The sequence below is a fragment of the Alcanivorax sp. IL2 genome, from assembly GCF_047495475.1.
Taxonomy (GTDB): Bacteria; Pseudomonadota; Gammaproteobacteria; order Pseudomonadales; family Alcanivoracaceae; genus Alcanivorax.
In genome coordinates this window covers 2,949,352-2,965,476 of record NZ_CP179932.1, presented here as the reverse complement: position 1 = coordinate 2,965,476, position 16,125 = coordinate 2,949,352, and the positions used below count along the sequence as shown (strand labels likewise).

The following is a 16,125-nucleotide window of genomic DNA, read 5'->3' as shown; positions in this document are numbered from 1 at the left end:
CCTTTCGCAACTCGCTCCTCGCAACTCGTTACTCGCTCGTTAGCTTTTTCCCCGCACCATCGCCCAATGCCGCACATCCGTCCCCGGCATCACCGCCTCATGCACCACCTCAAACCCGAAGCGCCGGTACAGCGACACATTGTCCGGGTTATGGGTATCCAGATAGGCCGGTTGTCCTTCCCGATCCAGCCGCTCCAGCGTTGGCTGCAACAGCCGTGTGGCCAGCCCCTGGCCCTGCTTTTGCGGATCAATCCCCAGCAATAACAGGTAGGCGTGAGGCTTTTGCATCAGCGCGTCATGCACCTTCTGCATGGCGTCGCCGGCATCCAGCTGCCGTTTCACCGCCGCCGGCCCCTGGCGCAACATGGGCAGGGCACCAAAGCGCACCATCTCCAGCACACTGCGGTGCAACGCCCGGGACGGCAGCCACACGGCGGCGCCGTCTACGGTCCCCGGTGTGGTGCAGATTTCTCCCCGGTGATGGGCATGGCAGGCCAGAAAGTGGAAGGTATGGCGCGACAGGGCCAGACGGCGCTGGTCATCCGGGAAGAAATAGCAAAAAAGCGGATCCTGATAAAACGCCAGGCTGAGAACCCGGGCGGTGGCATCAATGCGATGGCGGTCATTTACATTCATGGTCTACTGAGGTCTGCTGAACGACAGCCAAGCATACCGGAAGTGGCGGCGAATGCAGGACCAGCAAGCCCCTTCAGGCTCATTCTGATCCTGTTACATTTTACATACTGGTGAGAATGTCGGACTTCCGCTAGGCTCGGGTCGATTGAATAAAAAAGCAACAGAATAATAACCCCCCGGGAGAGAGGGACCATGGATATACTCCAGCTGCTGGTCAGCGGGATTGCCAATGGCTGTATTTACGGGCTGTTGGCACTGGGTTTTGTATTGATCTATAAGGCATCCGAAGCAGTCAACTTCGCCCAGGGCGACATGATGATGCTGGGGGCCTTCCTCGGCGTTACCTTCATCAACACCAGCTATGCGGATCTGCCTTTTCTGGTCGGCATTACTCTGGCGGCGTTGATCCTCGGCCTGTTCGGCTACCTCCTCGATCGTTTCGTGCTGCGCGCCATCTTCGGGCAGCCGCAATTCGCCATGGTGATTCTTACCATCGCGCTGGGCTTTCTGATCCGCTTCGTGGCCGGGGTGATCTGGGGCCATGATCCTACCTCTCTGGAAACCCCCTTTATCGGCCTGGTCTGGACGGTGGGGGAACTGATGATCTCGGTGGTGGATGCGGTGATCATTATTACCACCGTGGCGCTTACCTCCATTCTCTATTTCTTCTTTGCCCGCACTCGTCTTGGCGTGGCCATGCAGGCCAGCAGCCAGAACCAGATGGCGGCTTACTACATGGGTATCCCGGTGAAACGCATCAATGCCATTGTCTGGGCTCTGTCCGGGGTGGTGGCGGCCATTGCCGGGGTCATGTTCGCCGCCAAGGGCGCCGTGGAGCCTTCCGTGGGCCTGCTGTTCGGGATCAAGGCCTTCGCCGCGGCGGTCATCGGCGGGCTGGGTTCCTTGCCCGGGGCGCTGCTGGGCGGCCTGCTGGTGGGCATCGTGGAGCCTTTCGCTGGTCGCTATCTACCTTCCGGCGTCGGCCAGATTGCCCCCTATGTGTTGATGTTGCTGGTGCTGATCCTGCGCCCCGGCGGCCTGTTCGCGCAGATCAGCCAGAAGAAGGTGTAGGCCATGAGCAACCGATTCAAAAGCCGTTACGACGACGATATCAATCTGTTTGAAGGGCGCTGGCACCTGGCTCAGTACGCCATCCTCATGGCATTGCTGGTGGCCGCCCCCTGGCTGCTTGGCACCTATTATCTGGGCGAGCTCACTGCTGTGCTGGTGTGGTCCCTGGCGGGGTTGGGGCTGATGCTGATCAGCGGCCATACCGGCCAGGTCAGCCTGGGGCATGCGGCCTTTATGGCCATTGGTGCCTTTACCAATCTGGCGCTGATGTTACGCGGTTGGCATTTTATTCCTGCCTTGCTGGCCAGCGCGGTCACCTCCGGTGTGATCGGCGCCATCATCTCCCGGCCGATCCTGCGCATGAGTGGTATCTACCTGGCCATCGCCACCCTGGCGTTGAGTATTATTATCGAGGACGTGGCGATTATCGCCGAGCCGATTACCGGCGGGGTCGCCGGGGTATTTGCCCCGCCCATTGCCTTGTTCGGCATGGAGATCGACCGCTATGCCACTCCGGAAGCCTTCTACTATCTGTGCCTGGCGGTGCTGCTGCTGGTCACCCTGGGTTATCTGAACCTGCTGCGCAGTGCCTCCGGCCGTTCCTTCCTGGCCGTGCGTGACAGTGAAGTGTCCGCTCGAGCGCTGGGGGTCAATGTGGCCCGCGCCAAGACCCTGTCCTTCAGCCTGTCCTGCGCCATCACCGGTTTGGCCGGGGCGCTCTATGCCCATCTGGCCCAGGCGGTGAATTACGAAAGCTTCCTGGTGCTGATTTCCATCACTCTGCTGCTGCAGGTGGTGATCGGTGGGCTGGGCTCGGTGCACGGCGCCTTCTTCGGCGCCATTGTGGTGGTGCTGCTGCCCCAGCTGATCGCCATCGCCCGGGATTTTCTCGATAACGCCGCCGGCATCAAGATCGCGGCCTACCCGGGCATGGATACCGCCCTGTTTGCACTGCTGATTCTGCTCATGGTGATTTACGAACCGCGCGGGCTCTACGGCGTCTGGTTCAAGGTGCGCACCTGGCTGCAGCTGTTCCCGCTGTATCGCAAGGGCATGTTCCGCCGCACCCGTACCTACCTGAAAACGGAGCGCCAACGATGAGTCTGTTACAGGTAAAGGATCTCTCCATTTCTTTCGGCGGCGTGAAAGCGGTGGATGGCGTTAGCTTCACCGTGGAGCCCGGCGAAGTGTTCACCCTGGTTGGCCCCAACGGGGCAGGCAAATCCACCATCTTCAATCTGATCAGTCGCCTCTATGAGCCGAGCGCCGGTCAGATCGTGTTCGATGGTCAGGACATTACCTCCCTGCCGGCTCACAAGGTCGCAGGGTTGGGCATCGCCCGCACCTTCCAGAATATTGAATTGTTCGATCACTCCTCGGTACTGCAGAACCTGTTGATCGGTCGCCATTGCCGCCGCAATACCCGCTGGTTCGAGGAGCTGTTGTTCCTGCCCAAGGTAAGGCGCAGTGAACGGCAGCATCGTCTGTTGGTGGAAGAGGTGATCGACTTCCTCGACCTGGCCGCCTACCGGGACAAGCTGATTGCCAGACTGCCTTACGGGGTGCGCAAGGTAGTGGAAATCGCCCGGGCCCTGTCCAGCGAGCCGAAGCTGATCCTGCTCGATGAGCCGGCCTCCGGCCTGAGCGTGGAAGAAACCCAGAACATGGCCTGGTGGATTGAGGACATGCAGAAAGATCTGGGCCTGACGGTACTGATGGTCGAGCACGACATGAGCCTGGTATCGCGGGTGTCCAACCGGGTGCTGGCGGTCTCGGAAGGCCGACCACTGGCTATGGGCACGGCCGCCGAAGTGCAGGCGGATCCCAAGGTGATCGAAGCCTATCTGGGCACGGAGGCAACCTCATGAGTGCACTGCAGAAAGAAACCATGAATGATGCCCAGCCGCTGCTGCAGGTGAAAAACCTGGAAGCTTTCTACGGCCCGGTGATGGCCCTGCGCGGGGTGTCCATCGATGTATTCGAGGGCAAGGTGGTTGCCATTCTCGGCGCCAACGGCGCCGGCAAGACCACCCTGATGAAAACCATTTCCGGGGCACTGGCTCCGCGAAAGGGCAGCATTACCCTGGCCGGAGAAGCGATCCAGGGCCGCGAGCCGGATGCCCTGGTGCGCCAAGGCATTGCCCACGTACCGGAAGGCCGGGAAGTGTTTCCGTTTCTGACCGTGGAAGAAAACCTGGCCATGGGCGCCTACATCCGCCGCGACAAGGCGGGCATCCGCCAGGACATGGAAATGGTGTATGACTATTTCCCGATCCTGCTGGAGCGCCGCAACCAGCCTGCCGGCACCCTGTCTGGTGGCCAACAACAGATGCTGGCTATCGGTCGCGGGCTCATGTCTCGACCGTCGCTGATGTTGCTGGATGAGCCGTCCCTGGGGCTGTCGCCGCTGCTGGTGCAGGAAATCTTTGCCATCGTTCGTCGGCTCAACAAGGAGCAGGGCGTGACCCTGCTGCTGGTGGAACAGAACGCCCAGGTGGCGCTGAACACGGCGGATCATGGCTATGTGCTGGAAACCGGCCGCATCGTCATGGATGGCAGCGCCGAGGAACTGCTCGCCAGTGACGATATTCGCGAGTTCTATCTGGGCCAGTCGGCGGGGGATGACCGACCGGAAAAACGCTGGAAACGAAAGAAGACCTGGCGCTGATGATGACAACAACCAACAACGCACCGACCCTTCTCCACGGTTGCGATACCGTGGTCAAACTGTGGCGCCAGCAATGCCTGGAACGGGGAGCGCGCATTGCGCACCGTGAAAAGGACCTGGGCATCTGGCAGAGCTATAGCTGGCAGGACTATTACGAAAAAGCCCGCGCCATCGGCGTGGCGCTGTTGTCTCTGGGCCTGGAGCGGGGCCAGCCGGTCTCCATTCTCAGTGAAGACAACAAGGAATGGCTGTACTGCGATCTGGGTATCGCCGGGGCCGGCGGCGTCAGCAATGGCGTCTATACCACCGACAGCGCTGAGCAGCTGGCCTACCTGGTCAACGACAGTGGTTCCGCTTTTCTGTTTGTGGAAAACGACGAACAGCTGGACAAGTACCTGACCGTGCGCGATCAGGTGCCCACCCTGAAAAAAGTGATCGTGTTCGATCGCAAGGGTCTGCGGGATTTTGACGATCCCATGGTCATGTTCCTGGATGAACTGTACGCCCTGAGCGAGCAGATCCCTGATGCGGAAGCACAATTCAGTGGCAGCATTGCGCAAAGTCAGCCCGATGACATCCGCATGTTGATCTACACCTCCGGCACCACCGGCGCGCCCAAGGGCGCCATGATCAGCCACCGCAATGTGCTGTTCCAGCTTGCCGCCGGTGAGCAGGTGCTGGAAGCCCACGAGGATGACGACCAGCTCTGCTTCTTGCCCCTGTGTCATATTCTGGAACGGCTGGTGTCGGTGGAAGTGCCCATCTTCAAGGGCTGTACCGTGAACTTTGCGGAAAGCCCGGAAACCGTGTTCGAGAACCTGCGCGAAGTGTCACCCAATACCTTTGCCGCGGTGCCGCGACTGTGGGAAAAAATCTATAGCTCCATGATGACCCTGCGAGACGAAGCCACCGGTTTCGGCCGCTGGTGTTTCGACCGCGCTCTTGCTGCCGGGGATAGCTGGCACTGTGAGCGCAAACGCTCACCGCTTTCCTGGCTGCATTACCAGTTCTGGAATCTGCTGGTGCTGCGCAATGTGCGCGACCTGATCGGCATGGCCCGTCTGCGTCGGGGCACTACCGGTGCGGCTCCGATCTCGCCGGACCTGATTCGCTGGTTCCAGGCCCTGGGCGTGCCGCTCTATGAAGGCTACGGCATGACCGAAACCACCGGGGTGGTATCGCTCAACAGCAAGGACCGGGCCCAGGTCGGCTCCGTGGGCGAGCCGCTACCGGATACCGAGGTACGGATTGCCGACAACGGGGAAGTGCTGGTGCGTGGCGACCATGTGTTCGCCGGTTACTGGCGCAAGCCGGAAAAAACCGCTGAAGATATCCGCGACGGCTGGCTGCACACCGGCGATGTGGGGCGTCTGGAAGATGGCATGCTCACCATCACCGGCCGTTTGAAAGACATCATCATCACTGCCGGCGGCAAGAATATCACGCCGGCGGAAATCGAAAGTCGGATGAAGTTTTCCCCGTATATTTCTGATGCAGTGGTGATTGGTGATCAGCGCAAGTATCTCACCTGCCTGATCATGATCGATCAGGAAAACGTGGAGAAATATGCCCAGGACCGCCAGGTGCCGTTTTCCAACTTCGCCTCCCTGTGTCGTGCCAAAGAGGTGGTGGACCTGATCGACAGCATCATTACCGATGTGAACAAACAGTTCGCCCAGGTGGAACAGATCAAGTATTTCCGCCTGATCGACGTGCTGCTCACCGCCGAAGATGAGGAGCTGACTGCCACCATGAAGCTGAAGCGTTCCTTCGTGGAGAAAAAACACAAGCACCTGATTGATTCCATGTACTGATTGCAATGAATTCGAGAGGAGAGTGCATCATGAAGAAGCTTTGCCTGGCGGCTCTCGCCGCAGCCACCCTGATCGGGTGCAGTGATAACAAGGAAGAAGAGAGCGCCGCCGCCGAGTCGGTGCGTGGCGTCAGTGATACCGAAATCAAACTGGGTGGCATGCACGATTTGTCCGGCGTGTTTGCGGCGTTTTCCTCACCGGCGGTGCAGGTGGCCAACGACATGTTTGCCGAAGTGAATGCCGACGGCGGTATTCATGGGCGCAAGATTCGTTACATCGTCGAGGATCATGCCTACCAGGTGCCCAAGGCCACCCAGGCCACCAACAAGCTGATCAGCCGCGATGAAATCTTCGCCATGGTGATGAGCCTGGGGACGCCCCATAACCTGGCAGCTTTCCCTCTGATGGACCGCAATAACGTGCCCAGCATTCTTCCCCTGGCCCTGTCCCGGCAGATGGAAGAAGAGGGCGACTTTTCCCATCGTTTCGTTTTCGGTCCCAGCTACCACGAAGGGGTACTGAAAGGCGTTAACTGGATGACCGATGAGTACGGCATCGAGAAAATCTGTGTGATGTACATTCCCTCGGATTTCGGCGAGGAAGTGAACCAGGCCATCACCGATGCTGCCGCCGGCAAAGAGACTCTGACCCTGGCGGAAAGCACCTCTCACCGTCCGGACGAGAGCGATTTCACCGGCACCCTGGCGCGCCTGAAGGATGCCGGCTGTCAGCTGGTCGCCGTGGCCCTGCCGGTTCGGCCGATCATTTCCGTGGTGGCTACCGCCAAGGAAATGGGTTGGGATGATGTGAAATTCGTGGTCTCCCAGGCCGGCTTCCATTCCGCAGTGGCGGCGGCGCCCGGCGGTGTCACAGAAGGACTCTACGGTGTCTCCCCCTGGCAGGATATTGTCAGCCGCATGAAGGATGTGCCGGAAGCGAAACAATGGGCAGATGAGTACCAGGCGCAGTATGGCTCGGTACCCAGTGGTGGTGCGGTGCTGGGGCGTGTCGGTGCCATGGTGACCATAGAGGCATTGCGCGAGGCCGGACCGGACCTGACCACCGATTCCTTCCTGGCGGCCATGGAGTCCCTGGATTTCAGTGATCCGGTCACCGGGGTGGATATCAAGATGAGCGCCACCAATCATCGTGCCGGTAACGATATGATCCTCTCCAAAGTCACCGACGGTGTCTGGGAGCCCGTGGTGACCCTGGAAGACTGACCGCGTACTTTCCCGTTGGAGCTTTGCTCGCAAAGCGAATGGCTCGGGGTCTGATTCCGGCTTTTCGCCATGCAAGCATGGCTCCAACGACCCTATCAATCCCCCCTCCCGTATCAGGTATACTCGCGCCTCCTGGATTATTCGGTGATTGTCCATGCAGGCCTCTTCAACTTCCGTATCCTCCGATGGCTGGCGACAGCGCCTGGCCACCTGGCTCAATACCCCGTTCTTCGGTCACACCATTACCGCTCTGATCCTGCTCAATGCGATTATTCTGGGTGTGGAAACCTCCGCGGTGGCACAGGAGCGGGCAGGGCAGTGGTTGAACCTGCTCAACCAGATAGTGCTGGCGGTTTTCGTACTGGAAATTGTGCTCAAGCTGGTCGCCTTCGGGCCGCGCTTTTTCCGCTCCGGCTGGAATGTGTTCGACTTTCTGATCGTCGCTATTTCCCTGGCACCGGCATCCGGGCCCCTGGCGATTCTGCGGAGCCTGCGTATCTTGCGGGTGTTGCGGCTGCTGTCATCGGTGAAACGGCTGCGCATGCTGGTGGAATCCCTGATGCAGGCGTTACCCGGCATCGGCTGGACCGCAGCGCTGTTGCTGATGATGTTCTACATCTTTGCGGTAATGGGCACCGAGCTGTTTGGTGAGGCGTTCCCGCAGTGGTTCGGCACTCTGGGAGCGAGCATTTACAGCCTGTTCCAGATCATGACCCTGGAAAGCTGGTCCATGGGCATTGCCCGGCCGGTGATGGCCGTCTATCCCATGGCCTGGATCTTCTTCGTGCCGTTCATTCTGATCTCCAGCTTCATGGTGCTGAACCTGTTCATCGCCATCATCGTCAGTGCCACTCAGGAAGTGCACGAAAGCGAACAGCGTGCCGAACGGGACGCCAACAACCAGATCGCCCACGACGAGCGCCAGGAAATGCTCGACCTGATGCGCACCATGCATGAAAAGATTGCCTGCCTGGAAACAGCGCTGCAGAAAAAGTCGGATCAGTAGTGGAATAGCCGTTGGCTGGCTTTGTTGGAGCCTTGCTTGCAAGGCGAAAGGCCCGGAAACACTCCGTGCCTTCTTCTGGGAGGTAGGGTGGATTAGCCGCAGGCGTTATCCACCCTGTCGTTCGGCAGGTTTGGGTGACCGCAAGGAAGGTGGATTACGCCTGCGGCTAATCCACCCTACGCATCGATCACGGCTTTCCTAGACGGTTTCCACCAGCACGATCTCGCTGTCTGATTCTGCCACCACAGACAGCCGGGCTTCGTCACTGATGGCCAGGCCATCGCCAGTTTCGGCCAGCACCCCATTCACCCGCACCCGTCCCTTGGCAGGCACCAGGTAGACCTTGCGAGTCGGGTCGAGCACGTATTCGATGTCCTGACCATGACTCAGCGTGGCCGCTACCACCCGCGCATCCGCCTGAATCGCCAGGGCGTCCGCGTCTTCCGGGTAACCACTGGCCAGCACCTCAAAGTGCCCGTCGCGGGAGGCCTTCGGGAACGGCTTGCTGCCCCAGGTGGGCGGCAGCCCGGTGGCGTTCGGAATAATCCAGATCTGGAAGATCTGTGTCTCCGTATCCTCCAAGTTTTGCTCACTATGAGTAATCCCGGTGCCTGCGGACATCACCTGCACATCCCCAGCCTCGGTACGGCCACTGTTACCCAGGCTGTCCTGGTGGGTGATCGCCCCCTTGCGCACATAGGTGATGATTTCCATCTCCCGGTGGGAATGTGCAGGGAAACCGGTCTGTGGGGCGATGGTGTCATCGTTCCACACACGCAAATCTCCCCAATGCACCCGTTGTGAGTCATGGTAGTTAGCAAAGGAAAAGTGATGCCGGGTATCCAGCCAGCCGTGCCGGGCATGGCCCAGTTCATTGCGTGTGCGAAGCTCGATCATGGCGTCCTCCTGTAACAGGCTCTATTACCTGTCCCTCGATGGAGTGACTATATGATCTGAAATAATGATTAAAAATAGCGCTTTTTCGTTTAATAAGACCAATAAAGTGGATGTATTCCTGTTGGAGCCATGCTCGCATGGCGAACTGTCGAATCCCCCTCTCCGTATTCGATAAACCCGTGCCCTCCCTGAAGAGAGGCGCCACATCCAACAAGGAGAATCATCATGTCCGGTAATACCGCCCGTCTTCATCTTGTCCTGCGCGCCACCCCCAACCTGCCCGGCGAAATGCAGGTAACCATCACGTTGAAAGAGGTGCTGTGTGGCACCGATCTGACCATCACCCAGGAAGGGGTGCCGGAGGTGATACCGGTGGAATTCTGCTATCAGGGCTGGCAAGAATCCCTGGAAATGCTGGCGCAACTGGTGACACCGGAAATTCCGGACGACGGCTGAACGGATCTTGCTCCTGGTCTGTTCACGCGCAGAGGAGGGTGATGGTGTAGAGTTGCCGGGTAATCATTTACCAACACCTCTCAACGTCGGAGTGACCATGTCCAACTCGCCACAACAATGGTTGCAGGCCTTCACCGGGGGCTTCATTGCTACCCTGCTGTTTCACCAGGGGGTATTGGCGCTGTTCTGGCTGGCGGGCCTTATCCCGGCGGCGCCCTGGAACATGACCCCGGTACCGCCCCTGGGCATTCCCCAGGTTTTGTCACTGGCATTCTGGGGCGGGGTCTGGGGTATTCCGGTCTGGTGGCTGATCCGCCGCTGGCAGGGTATCCGGCACTGGCTGGGGGCGCTGATTCTCGGTGCCATCGGCCCGACACTGGTGGCCATGCTGCTGGTGTTCCCCTTAAAAGGTCTGGACGTGAACGCCACCAAGGTGGTCGGTGGCCTGATCGTCAATGGCGCCTGGGGGCTGGGGCTGGCCGCGTGGATGTGGCTTAACCGGTCGCGTTGGCAGAATTGATTTTTTTCCCTGGAAACAGGCGCCGCTGGCGCCTGTTTTCGTTGTAATTTCTATTGGCCGCACAGTCATGGAATGGCACGAACAGCCCTAGTCTTGTTTTGCCATCATGGTAGCGTTGGCCTTCTTTTTATCGGCGGGAGCCAAGCATGCCCAGTAACACTCATACCGTGATGGTCACCGGCGCTTCCGGCTACATTGCCGGCTGGATCGTCAAATACCTGTTGGAAGCGGGCCATACCGTGCATGCCACGGTGCGTGATCCCAACAAGGCCAAGAGCGTGGATCATCTGAAACGCATCGCCGACGCTGCCCCCGGCACCCTGAAACTGTTCAAGGCTGACCTGCTGGATGCGCAGAGTTTCGATGCGCCCATGCAGGGCTGCGACATTCTCATGCACACCGCCTCGCCATTCGTGCTGGATGGCTTTACCGATGCCAACGAGGCTCTGGTGCGCCCGGCCGTGGAAGGCACCCGCAATGTGCTCAATGCCGCTAACCGCTGCGACACCCTCAAGCGCGTGGTGCTCACCAGCAGCGTGGCCTCGGTATACGGTGATGCCACCGACATGAAGGGCAAAAGCGCCTTCACCGAAGCGGACTGGAATACCACCAGCAGCGTCGACCACAACCCCTACCAGTATTCCAAGGTGGCCGCCGAGCGCGAAGCCTGGAAGATCCACGATGGCCAGGGGGGCAGTGTAGAAAGCCGCTGGGACCTGGTGACCATCAATCCGGGCATGGTCTATGGCCCCTCACTGACCAACGCCAGCAACTCCGCCAGCATTGGCACCCTGCTGGACATGGGGCGCGGCAAACTGAAAACCGGCGTGCCGGCGCTGGAGTACGGCATGGTGGATGTGCGTGAAGTGGCCCAGGCTCACCTTTTAGGTGCATTCAATCCGGAAGCGGAAGGTCGTTACATCCTGGTCAGCCAGTCCGTGTCCATGCTCGACATCGCCGGCATCCTGCGCAAGCAATTCGGCAAGCAATACCCCTTCCCGATGATGAAGGTACCGAAACCAGTGGTGTGGGCTGTTGGTCCGTTCATGGGCCCGGTCACCCGCAAGTTCATCAGCCGCAACGTGGGCTACCCGCTGCGCTTCGACAACAGCCGCAGCAAAGCGCTGGGCGTTAACTACCGCCCGGCGGCCGACACCCTGAAAGATCACTTCGAGCAGGTGCTGGAAGACGGGCTGGTAAGACGGCGCTAAAAGCGGTGGCTTGCTGAGAGAACCTTCGCCTTGCGAGCAAGGCTCCAATAGCTCCTCTTGTCCGTTGGAGCTTTGCTCGCAAAGCGAAGGTTTGGACTAGGAAAAGCCTACTCCGATCACCAAAACGTACGGTGGATTAGCCGGAAGGCGTAATTCACCTTTTGAAGCGTTGGAGGGGAGGGTGGATTACGCCTTAGGCTAATCCACCCTACGGTTTACGTCAGGACTGGCTGGCTTCCTCACGGCGTGGCTCGTAGGGTTCGCCGCCGCCGGGGAAGGCCAGGCGCAGGTTGTTCAGCCAGGTGGTGCCAAACTGGCGGAACAGGGAGGCGCTGTTGTACGGAATGCCGTAGCGGTCAGCCAGCGCCCGTACTCGCGGTGCCACTTCCTTGTAGCGGTTGCTGCACATGTCCGGGAACAGGTGATGCTCAATCTGGTGTGACAGGTTGCCGGACAGAATGTGGAACAGCTTGCTGCCCTCGATGTTGCAAGAGCCCAGCATCTGGCGCAGATACCAGCGCCCGCGGGTTTCGCCTTCCACCTGCTCCAGGGTGAAGTTGTGGGCGCCGGCGGGGAAGTGCCCGCAGAAGATAATGGTGAATGCCCAGATGTTGCGGATCAGGTTGGCCACCGCATTGGCGCCGGCCACCATGCCGAACACCAGCAGGGGCGAGAAGGGCACATAGAAGGAAATCGGGATCGCTACCAGCGCCGCGGCCAGCGGCCAGGCAATATAATCCTTGGCCACTTGCCGCCATACCTTGTAGCCAATACGTTTTAACAGCGGCGTGAAGTCCTTCAGCTTGTTCTTGCCTTTCAGGTGGTCATCAATGGCCTGCTCATGAATGGCCACGCCTTCCTCGAATAACAGCATCAGCAGAATGAAATAGATCGGCTGCAGCAGAAACGCCGGCTTCCATTTCTGCATGGGCGTCACCCGCATGATGCCGTAGCCCACATCCAGATCTTTTTCCAGCACATTGGTCCAGGTGTGGTGCACCACATTGTGCGAATGCATCCAGCGGTCCGACGGGCTCATGGTGTCCCATTCCCAGGTGTTGGACTGGATCTCCGGGTCCTTCATCCAGTCCCACTGGGCATGCAGCACGTTATGGGCGATTTCCATGTTCTCCAGGATCTTGGCGATGCCGAGCGCGAAGACGCCCAGGCCCATAATGGTGAGCGCCACCGGCCAGGTTGCCAGCGCGTGCCCCCAGGCGGGAATAAAAAACAGTGACAGGTAAATCACAAAGCGGGAGCTCACCGCCATGGTGCGCTGGGTCTTGATCACCTTGAGGATGTAGGCGCGATCCCGGTCGCCCCGGGAATCAAACACCTCGTTGCGAATGGCTTCCAGCTCGCGGCCGAATTCTTCGATCTGTTCATCGGTCAGGTCGACCGGGTATTGATGGGTTTTCATTATTATTCCCTCACAAATCCAGTTCGCAGTCGCCGGCGGCGGCGCAGATGCAGGTCTGTACAATGCTGCCTGCCTCGTTCAGTACCTCACCGGTACGCAGGTCTCGCACACACCCGGATACCAGGGTGGTGTTGCAGGTATGGCAGATGCCCATGCGGCAGCCGTGGGGCGGGTTCATGCCTGCCTCTTCGGCCACTTTCAGCAGTGGCGTCTCGCTGTCGCCATCCGCTTCTACATCGCTCTGGGCAAAGCGCACTCGGCCACCCACCGCATCGTCGGGAATGTCGGTAAAGGGTGCACGGAAGCGCTCCACATGGAGCTGGCGACTACAGCCGGCGTCTTCCATGCATTGCTCAATGGCTTCCAGCAGGGAAGGGGGGCCGCAGGCATACACATCCCGTTCTTTCCAGTCCGGGCAGAGCGCATCCAGCTGGGCCGACGAAAAGCGGTTGCGGCTGGGGTCGTCGCCCTCGCGGCTATACATCAGGTGCAAGTGATAGCGATCGTTGTAGCGATCCATCGCCTTCAATTCCTTGCCCAGCACCACATCAAACTCATGGGGTGCATAGTGAATATGGCAGGTGTCCGGCAGGCGACCCTGGGCAATCAGGCTGTTGATCATGCTGAACGCAGGCGTGATGCCGCTGCCCGCAGTAATGAACAGCGGCTGAATCGGCTGCGCGTCGGGCAGATAGAAATCCCCCTGCGGCAGCCCGATGGGCAGGTAATCGCCCACCTTGATATTGCGCACGATGTGATGAGAGATGGTGCCCTTGTCGATGGCCTTTACGGTGATGGTAAAGCAGTCGTCTTCCCGCTCCGGCGGGGAGGAGATGGTGTAGGTGCGGGTGTAATGCTTGCCGTTGGCGGGAATCCCCACTCGCACATGCTGTCCTGCACGGTGGCCGCGCCAGTTCAAGCCGGGGCGTAGGGTAAGAGTGCGCGCATCCTTGGTTTCATCCCAGACTTTGACGACGCGGGCCTGCATCTTGTGAGTGGTCCACAGCGGGTTCACCAGCTCCAGGTAATGAGAGGTGCGCAAGGGCCAGGCGAAATAATCGGTGATAGTACTCAGGCGAGACCAGATGGAGGGTGATGCACCTGGCTCAGGCTGGGCGGGTTGACGCATAACGGTTCCTCGATCGTTGTCATTATTTGAGGTGAAGCTCGCCTGGCGTGCCAGGCTGGCGGCGGGCAGCCGGGGCGGCTCGCCATAATCCGTTTAGTCACTGTTGTTGTAGCTGTCTCATGTCAGGTTCGGATTTCAGTATCCGCTTGTGCGGGGCGCTGTGACCAACCCCTTTTACCGAATCCCTACGCAATACCCATGCAGACACACAATTGGGGGCAGCGCAGCAAGTGCACATCTGTATGTGTACAAGTGTTTACAAGACTAGAATGAGTATGGCCCGATTGTCCAGCCTGTTTTCACTTACATGCCTCATCGTTGTGACCGTCAACGATGTTGATAGCGAATACATCCAGATGTTGAGTTACCCGAAGCCTAACTGGAGAGTCCCCTCTCCCTTGAGGGGAGAGGGTGATGCTACGAAGCTGCTTAAGCACAGAGCGCCATCTCTGCTCCGGATTTGTTAGTCTGCCTGGGGGTCGTAACAGGCAAAGTCGGTTACTAATCGCCCCGCCCACCACGTTTTTTCACGCTATAGAAACGAGCTCCAGATAGTCCCCCTGCAAAATCCATCGCCCCCGGCCCAACAGTTGGTACACTGCACGCCTGATTTCCTGCCACCCGGGCCCGTTACGTGACTGATACCCTGTTTTCTTCCTTGCCTCTCAGCGGCGACATGCTCGCCAACCTGGACACCCTGGGCTACACCGCTATGACGCCGGTGCAGGCGGCCAGCCTGCCGCCCCTGTTGCAGGGCCGGGATGTGATCGCCCAGGCCAGCACCGGTAGCGGCAAGACCGCCGCCTTCGGCATCGGCCTGCTGCACCCGCTGAACCTGCGCTATTACGGCTGCCAGGCACTGGTGCTGTGCCCCACGCGGGAACTGGCCGACCAGGTGGCCGCAGAGATCCGTCGCCTGGCCCGGGGCGCCGGCAACATCAAGGTGCTGACCCTCTGTGGCGGCCAGCCCATCGGTCCGCAGATCGGTTCCCTGGAGCATGGCGCCCAGGTGGTGGTGGGCACCCCGGGGCGGATACTCAAGCACCTGAGCAAAGGCACTCTCAGCCTCGACGGGCTCAACACCCTGGTGCTGGACGAAGCGGATCGCATGCTCGACATGGGCTTCTTCGACGACATTGCCGAGGTGATCCGTCAGACCCCGTCCCGTCGCCAGACTCTGCTGTTCTCCGCCACCTATCCCGCCGGCATCAAGCAGCTGGCAGAAACCTTCATGCGCGATCCGGAGCATGTGGAAGTGGAGGCGATGCACGACAACACCCGCATCGAGCAGCGCTTCTACGAAGTGGAGCCCCTGCAACGCTACGAAGCCGTGGCCGAGGCCATCGCCTGTTTCCGGCCCACCAGCTGCGTGGTGTTCTGCGTCACCAAACAACAATGCCAGGATGTGGTCAGTCAGCTATGTCGGCAGCGATTGTCCGCCAGAGCCCTGAACAGCGACCTGGAGCAGCGCGAACGCGACGAGGTGCTCACCCTGTTCGCCAACCGTAGCCTGTCAGTGCTGGTCGCCACGGACGTGGCCGCACGGGGGCTGGATATCGACAGCCTGGATATGGTCATCAACGCGGAACTGTCCCACGACCCGCAGACCCACATTCACCGGGTAGGCCGCACCGGCCGGGCAGGGGAGAAGGGCCTGGCCATCAACCTGGTGGCCCCCCGCGAAAGCCGCCGGGCCATGGCGATCGAAGAACTGCAGGGCGAAAAGCTCAACTGGCACCCGGTCTCCAGCCTCAAGCCCCGTGCCGGCGACACCATGTTGCCGCCCACGGTAACCCTGTGCATCGGTGCCGGCCGCAAGGACAAACTGCGCCCCGGCGATATCCTTGGAGCCCTCACCGGTGACGCCGGTATCCCCGGCAACCAGGTCGGCAAGATCACCGTCACCGACTACCAGGCCTACGTGGCCATAGAACGCGACAGCGCCGACCTGGCACTACAGCGGTTACTGGATGGCAAGATCAAGGGCAAGAACCGGCGGGTAAAGAAGCTGTAGCAGGCCCGCCAGCCAGGGCTCTGCCTTGTCTTTTGTGGGAGCTATGCTTGCATGGCGAAT

General features: G+C 59.8%; 15 protein-coding genes. 11 read left to right on the top strand and 4 right to left on the bottom strand.

The genetic code is table 11. The features are described from left to right. Window positions 1-39: 39 nt before the first annotated feature. Entirely contained in the window at window positions 40-636 is a 597-nt protein-coding gene (locus ACMG4N_RS13680; protein WP_414432080.1) for a GNAT family N-acetyltransferase, read from the bottom strand. A gap of 192 nt (window positions 637-828) precedes the next feature. Here ACMG4N_RS13680 and ACMG4N_RS13675 point away from each other — a divergent pair, with 192 nt between their 5' ends. The 7 genes from ACMG4N_RS13675 to ACMG4N_RS13645 all read left to right on the top strand — a co-directional run bounded on the left by ACMG4N_RS13675 (window position 829) and on the right by ACMG4N_RS13645 (window position 8,418). Further along, entirely contained in the window at window positions 829-1,707 is an 879-nt protein-coding gene (locus ACMG4N_RS13675) for a branched-chain amino acid ABC transporter permease (protein WP_414432078.1), read from the top strand. 3 nt (window positions 1,708-1,710) lie between these two features. Next, the gene (locus ACMG4N_RS13670; RefSeq protein WP_414432077.1) at window positions 1,711-2,808 is read left to right on the top strand and encodes a branched-chain amino acid ABC transporter permease; all 1,098 of its coding nucleotides are present in this window, start codon (window positions 1,711-1,713) and stop codon (window positions 2,806-2,808) included. After that, window positions 2,805-3,575, top strand: a complete 771-nt coding sequence (locus ACMG4N_RS13665) for an ABC transporter ATP-binding protein (RefSeq protein WP_414432075.1) — start codon at window positions 2,805-2,807, stop codon at window positions 3,573-3,575. Before ACMG4N_RS13670 ends, ACMG4N_RS13665 begins: the two co-directional genes overlap by 4 nt. Beyond that, window positions 3,572-4,375 carry an ABC transporter ATP-binding protein gene (locus ACMG4N_RS13660; protein ID WP_084573462.1) on the top strand — a complete coding sequence of 268 codons (804 nt, stop codon included), beginning with the start codon at window positions 3,572-3,574 and terminating at the stop codon, window positions 4,373-4,375. Before ACMG4N_RS13665 ends, ACMG4N_RS13660 begins: the two co-directional genes overlap by 4 nt. Continuing rightward, on the top strand, window positions 4,375-6,189 hold the full coding sequence (locus ACMG4N_RS13655; RefSeq protein ID WP_414432074.1) for an AMP-dependent synthetase/ligase: 1,815 nt from the start codon (window positions 4,375-4,377) through the stop codon (window positions 6,187-6,189). The genes ACMG4N_RS13660 and ACMG4N_RS13655 overlap by 1 nt, the downstream gene beginning before the upstream one ends. A 29-nt stretch (window positions 6,190-6,218) precedes the next feature. Then, complete coding sequence (locus ACMG4N_RS13650) at window positions 6,219-7,412, top strand: ABC transporter substrate-binding protein (RefSeq protein ID WP_272962406.1); 1,194 nt, start codon at window positions 6,219-6,221, stop codon at window positions 7,410-7,412. Between the two features lie 154 nt (window positions 7,413-7,566). Then, complete coding sequence (locus ACMG4N_RS13645; RefSeq protein WP_297768747.1) at window positions 7,567-8,418, top strand: ion transporter; 852 nt, start codon at window positions 7,567-7,569, stop codon at window positions 8,416-8,418. A gap of 198 nt (window positions 8,419-8,616) precedes the next feature. Here ACMG4N_RS13645 and ACMG4N_RS13640 read toward each other — a convergent pair whose 3' ends face one another. Next, entirely contained in the window at window positions 8,617-9,315 is a 699-nt protein-coding gene (locus ACMG4N_RS13640) for a pirin family protein (RefSeq protein WP_297768749.1), read from the bottom strand. 219 nt (window positions 9,316-9,534) lie between these two features. On the opposite strand from ACMG4N_RS13640, the gene ACMG4N_RS13635 reads away from it, so the two are divergent. The 3 genes from ACMG4N_RS13635 (at window position 9,535) to ACMG4N_RS13625 (ending at window position 11,502) form a co-directional block, all read left to right on the top strand. Further along, window positions 9,535-9,771 carry an SRPBCC domain-containing protein gene (locus tag ACMG4N_RS13635; RefSeq protein WP_269530042.1) on the top strand — a complete coding sequence of 79 codons (237 nt, stop codon included), beginning with the start codon at window positions 9,535-9,537 and terminating at the stop codon, window positions 9,769-9,771. 97 nt (window positions 9,772-9,868) lie between these two features. Then, window positions 9,869-10,291 carry a hypothetical protein gene (locus ACMG4N_RS13630; RefSeq protein WP_297768751.1) on the top strand — a complete coding sequence of 141 codons (423 nt, stop codon included), beginning with the start codon at window positions 9,869-9,871 and terminating at the stop codon, window positions 10,289-10,291. Between the two features lie 146 nt (window positions 10,292-10,437). Continuing rightward, complete coding sequence (locus ACMG4N_RS13625) at window positions 10,438-11,502, top strand: NAD-dependent epimerase/dehydratase family protein (RefSeq protein ID WP_297768754.1); 1,065 nt, start codon at window positions 10,438-10,440, stop codon at window positions 11,500-11,502. Window positions 11,503-11,722: 220 nt separating this feature from the next. Here the strand turns inward: ACMG4N_RS13625 and ACMG4N_RS13620 are convergent, their stop codons facing one another. Together ACMG4N_RS13620 and ACMG4N_RS13615 are read right to left on the bottom strand one after the other, a co-directional pair. Continuing rightward, the gene (locus tag ACMG4N_RS13620; RefSeq protein ID WP_297768757.1) at window positions 11,723-12,922 is read right to left on the bottom strand and encodes a fatty acid desaturase family protein; all 1,200 of its coding nucleotides are present in this window, start codon (window positions 12,920-12,922) and stop codon (window positions 11,723-11,725) included. A gap of 10 nt (window positions 12,923-12,932) precedes the next feature. After that, window positions 12,933-14,051 (bottom strand): ferredoxin reductase, encoded by a 1,119-nt coding sequence (locus ACMG4N_RS13615; protein WP_414432071.1) that lies wholly within the window; start codon window positions 14,049-14,051, stop codon window positions 12,933-12,935. Window positions 14,052-14,685: 634 nt separating this feature from the next. Between ACMG4N_RS13615 and dbpA the strand changes: the two genes are divergently transcribed. Beyond that, window positions 14,686-16,065, top strand: a complete 1,380-nt coding sequence (gene dbpA, locus ACMG4N_RS13610) for an ATP-dependent RNA helicase DbpA (RefSeq protein ID WP_297768763.1) — start codon at window positions 14,686-14,688, stop codon at window positions 16,063-16,065. The last annotated feature ends 60 nt before the right edge of the window (window positions 16,066-16,125 follow it).

What these genes read in the sequence shown, in the direction of transcription:
- ACMG4N_RS13660 (WP_084573462.1), top strand. Translation starts at nt 3,572, where the DNA reads ATGAGTGCACTGCAGAAAGAAACCATGAATGATGCCCAGCCGCTGCTG.
- ACMG4N_RS13655 (WP_414432074.1), top strand. Translation starts at nt 4,375, where the DNA reads ATGATGACAACAACCAACAACGCACCGACCCTTCTCCACGGTTGCGAT.
- ACMG4N_RS13640 (WP_297768749.1), bottom strand. Translation starts at nt 9,315, where the DNA reads ATGATCGAGCTTCGCACACGCAATGAACTGGGCCATGCCCGGCACGGC.
- ACMG4N_RS13670 (WP_414432077.1), top strand. Translation starts at nt 1,711, where the DNA reads ATGAGCAACCGATTCAAAAGCCGTTACGACGACGATATCAATCTGTTT.
- ACMG4N_RS13625 (WP_297768754.1), top strand. Translation starts at nt 10,438, where the DNA reads ATGCCCAGTAACACTCATACCGTGATGGTCACCGGCGCTTCCGGCTAC.
- ACMG4N_RS13650 (WP_272962406.1), top strand. Translation starts at nt 6,219, where the DNA reads ATGAAGAAGCTTTGCCTGGCGGCTCTCGCCGCAGCCACCCTGATCGGG.
- ACMG4N_RS13675 (WP_414432078.1), top strand. Translation starts at nt 829, where the DNA reads ATGGATATACTCCAGCTGCTGGTCAGCGGGATTGCCAATGGCTGTATT.
- ACMG4N_RS13630 (WP_297768751.1), top strand. Translation starts at nt 9,869, where the DNA reads ATGTCCAACTCGCCACAACAATGGTTGCAGGCCTTCACCGGGGGCTTC.
- ACMG4N_RS13645 (WP_297768747.1), top strand. Translation starts at nt 7,567, where the DNA reads ATGCAGGCCTCTTCAACTTCCGTATCCTCCGATGGCTGGCGACAGCGC.
- ACMG4N_RS13680 (WP_414432080.1), bottom strand. Translation starts at nt 636, where the DNA reads ATGAATGTAAATGACCGCCATCGCATTGATGCCACCGCCCGGGTTCTC.
- ACMG4N_RS13615 (WP_414432071.1), bottom strand. Translation starts at nt 14,051, where the DNA reads ATGCGTCAACCCGCCCAGCCTGAGCCAGGTGCATCACCCTCCATCTGG.
- ACMG4N_RS13665 (WP_414432075.1), top strand. Translation starts at nt 2,805, where the DNA reads ATGAGTCTGTTACAGGTAAAGGATCTCTCCATTTCTTTCGGCGGCGTG.
- ACMG4N_RS13620 (WP_297768757.1), bottom strand. Translation starts at nt 12,922, where the DNA reads ATGAAAACCCATCAATACCCGGTCGACCTGACCGATGAACAGATCGAA.